Origin of the sequence: Streptomyces sp. adm13(2018) (assembly GCF_008042145.1) — a bacterium.
GTDB lineage: Bacteria > Actinomycetota > Actinomycetes > Streptomycetales > Streptomycetaceae > Streptomyces.
In genome coordinates this window covers 30,790-33,996 of sequence record NZ_RDBH01000014.1, presented here as the reverse complement: position 1 = coordinate 33,996, position 3,207 = coordinate 30,790, and the positions used below count along the sequence as shown (strand labels likewise).

Sequence of the window (3,207 nt, the reverse complement as noted above, 5' to 3'; positions counted from 1 at the left end):
GCCTCGACTTCACCGTCCCGGCCGGCCGCATCACCGGCCTCCTCGGCCCCTCCGGCTGCGGCAAGACCACCCTGATGCGCGCGATCGTCGGCACCCAGGCCAAGGTCGGCGGCACCCTCCAAGTCCTCGGCCACCCGGCAGGGGACCCCGCCCTCCGCGCCCGCATCGGCTACGTCACCCAGGCGCCCTCCGTCTACGACGACCTCACCGTCCGSCAGAACCTCGACTACTTCGCCGCCGTCCTCCACCCCGGCCCCACTCACCGCCACGACCGCCACGACCTCGTCGACCGGGCCGTCGCCGACGTCGACCTCACCGCCCACGCCGACTCCCTCGCCGGCCGGCTCTCCGGCGGCCAGCGCAGCCGCGTCTCCCTCGCCGTCGCCCTCCTGGGAACCCCCGACCTCCTCGTCCTCGACGAGCCCACCGTCGGCCTCGACCCCGTCCTCCGCCGCGACCTGTGGGAGCTCTTCCACCGGATCGCCGCCGAAGATCTCCTCGGTGTGGGAGAGGTGCGCGGGGGTGGCGTGGCTGCCGGCCGAGATCACGGACATGCCCTCGTCGACGAGGACGGGGGTGTTGGGCATGACGCGGACGACGGGGGTGCCCTCATGCGCGAGGGCGAGATCCTCGCCGACGACACCCCCGAAGCCCTCCGCCGACGCAACGACACCCCCACCGTCGAAGAGGCCTTCCTCCGCCTCGTCGACGCAGCCGCCACCCGAGCCGCCCACGAGGAGCCCCGGTCATGAACCCCGCCCGCACCCTCGCCACCGCCGCCCGCGTCCTGCGCCAGCTCCGCCACGACCCGCGCTCGATCGCCCTGATGCTCCTGGTGCCCTGCGCGATGCTCTTCCTGCTGCGCTTCGTCTTCGACGGCAGCCCCGACACCTTCGACAGCATCGGCGCCTCGCTGCTCGGCATCTTCCCGCTCATCACGATGTTCCTGGTCACCTCCATCGCGACCCTCCGCGAGCGGACCTCCGGCACCCTCGAACGCCTCCTCGCCCTGCCCCTCGGCAAGGCCGACCTCATCGCCGGCTACGCCCTCGCCTTCGGCCTCCTCGCCGTCCTCCAGTCCGCCCTCGCCACCGGCCTCGCCGTGGGAATCCTCGGCCTCGACGTCATCGGCTCCCCCTGGCTCCTCCTCCTGGTCGCCCTCCTCGACGCCCTCCTCGGCACCGCCCTCGGCCTCTTCGTCTCCGCCTTCGCCGCCTCCGAGTTCCAGGCCGTCCAGTTCATGCCGGCCGTGATCTTCCCCCAGCTGCTCCTCTGCGGCCTGTTCACCCCGCGCGACCAGATGGCCCCCGCCTTCGAAGCCGTCTCGAACGTCCTCCCCATGTCGTACGCCGTCGACGGCATGACCCAGGTCCTCCACCACCCCGACGCCACCGGCGACTTCGTCCGCGACGTCCTCGTCGTCGCCGGCTGCGCCCTGCTCGTCCTCGGCCTCGGCGCGGCCACCCTCCGCCGCCGCACCACGTGACCGCCCCTCGGACACCCGCACACCACCCCGCCCGCCGATGAAAGGATGACGACACGTACCCCCTCCGGCGAGGTGAACAGAGCCATGACCCAGACCGTCGCAGTCCTCGGCACCGGCAAGATCGGTGAAGCGCTCCTCAGCGGCATGATCCGCGCCGGCTGGCGTCCCGCGAACCTCCTGGTCACCGCCCGCCGCTCCGAGCGCGCCGAGGAGCTCCACGCCCGCTACGGCGTCGAGACCGTCACCAACGCCGAGGCCGCCAAGCGCGCCGACACCCTCATCCTGGCCGTCAAGCCCCAGGACATGGGCCGCCTCCTCGACGAGCTCGCCCCGCACGTCACCGCCGACCGCCTGGTCATCAGCGCCGCCGCCGGCATCCCCACCTCGTTCATCGAGGAACGCCTCACCACCGGCACCCCCGTCGTCCGCGTCATGCCCAACACCCCCGTCCTCGTCGACGAGGGCATGTCCGTGATCTCGGCCGGCAGCCACGCCACCCCCGCGCACCTCTCCCACACCGAGGAGATCTTCGGCGGCGTCGGCAAGACCCTCCGCGTCCCCGAGTCCCAGCAGGACGCCGCCACCGCCCTCTCCGGCTCAGGACCCGCGTACTTCTACTTCCTCGTCGAGGCCATGACCGACGCCGGCATCCTCCTCGGCCTGCCCCGCGCCCAGGCCCACGACCTGATCGTGCAGGCCGCCATCGGCGCCGCCGTGATGCTCCGCGACAGCGGCGAGCACCCGGTCAAGCTCCGCGAGGCCGTCACCTCCCCGGCCGGCACCACCATCAGCGCCATCCGCGAGCTGGAGAACCACGGCGTACGAGCCGCCCTGATCGCCGCCCTGGAAGCCGCCCGCGACCGCAGCCGCGAGCTCGCCTCCGGCAACGGCTGACCCCCTACGCCACGGACGCGCCCTCCAGTACGTCCTCCGTGGTCACGACCCGGGCGAACCGCCCACCGTGCAGCGACACCGCCGTCGCCCGGGTCAGCTCCTCCGCCGTCAGCGTCCAGCCGAACGGCCCCTCCAGATCGAACGTGTGCATCGCGTCCAGCGGGAACACCACCTCGTACCCGAGGTTCCCGCCCATCCGCGCCGTCGTCTCGTTGCACATGTTCGTCTGGATCCCCACGATCACGATCTGCACCACGTCGAGCCCGGTCAGCCACCCGTCCAGCGACGGCGACCCGTAGAACGCCGAGTTCACCGTCTTCGTCACCAGCAGCTCGGGACCCCTGCCCTTCCCCCGCCGCTCCTCGACGAAGTCCTTGAAGTCGTTCCCCACGTGACCGGCCCGCAGCGGCGAACGGGAACTCTCCACCGAGTCGTGCCGTACGAACACCACCGGCCGCCCCGTCTCCTGCCACCGGTCGATCAGCGCCGCGATGTTCCCCTCCGCGGCCGGGTTGTCCCGCTTCCCCCAGAACTCCTCCTCGAAGCCCTTCTGCACATCGACGACCACCAGCGCCGCGTTCTCGTTGATCTCCATGAGCACGATCGTCCCGCCGGCCGCCCCTTCCTCCCAGAGGGAGGAAAGACAGCGACCGATGGTTAACTGCCAGACGTGTCACGGACGCCCGCACCCCGCCCCCAGCGCATCGCGCTCGTCGCCTTCCCCGGCGTCCGCGCCTTCGACGTCTCCGTCATCACCGAGGTCTGGGACAGCGACCGCACCCTCCGAGGAGTCCCGCCCTTCGAACTCCGCAGGACCGCCACCGACC

The 3,207-nt window shown here is 71.9% G+C and carries 4 protein-coding genes and 1 pseudogene; 4 read left to right on the top strand and 1 reads right to left on the bottom strand.

Features of this window, described 5'->3' with window-relative positions:
• From EAO70_RS37520 to proC, 3 genes are all read left to right on the top strand, one after another.
• Positions 1-752: ABC transporter ATP-binding protein (locus EAO70_RS37520; protein WP_187283674.1), on the top strand; the 752-nt coding region annotated here is incomplete at its 5' end.
• Entirely contained in the window at positions 749-1,486 is a 738-nt protein-coding gene (locus EAO70_RS01460; protein ID WP_148001220.1) for an ABC transporter permease, read from the top strand. The genes EAO70_RS37520 and EAO70_RS01460, both read left to right, overlap by 4 nt.
• Before the next feature lie 84 nt (positions 1,487-1,570).
• A complete protein-coding gene (gene proC, locus EAO70_RS01455) occupies positions 1,571-2,380 on the top strand; it encodes a pyrroline-5-carboxylate reductase (RefSeq protein ID WP_148001219.1) in 810 nt (269 codons plus the stop codon).
• 4 nt (positions 2,381-2,384) lie between these two features.
• On the opposite strand, the gene EAO70_RS01450 is transcribed toward proC, so the two are convergent.
• Complete coding sequence (locus EAO70_RS01450) at positions 2,385-2,975, bottom strand: cysteine hydrolase family protein (RefSeq protein ID WP_148001218.1); 591 nt, start codon at positions 2,973-2,975, stop codon at positions 2,385-2,387.
• Positions 2,976-3,050: 75 nt separating this feature from the next.
• Between EAO70_RS01450 and EAO70_RS38695 the strand changes: the two are divergent.
• Positions 3,051-3,207: pseudogene (locus EAO70_RS38695) on the top strand (AraC family transcriptional regulator); the annotation flags it as partial.

Excerpts from the sequence above, each read along its gene's own strand:
- proC (WP_148001219.1), top strand. The coding sequence starts at position 1,571 with ATGACCCAGACCGTCGCAGTCCTCGGCACCGGCAAGATCGGTGAAGCG.
- EAO70_RS01460 (WP_148001220.1), top strand. The coding sequence starts at position 749 with ATGAACCCCGCCCGCACCCTCGCCACCGCCGCCCGCGTCCTGCGCCAG.
- EAO70_RS01450 (WP_148001218.1), bottom strand. The coding sequence starts at position 2,975 with ATGGAGATCAACGAGAACGCGGCGCTGGTGGTCGTCGATGTGCAGAAG.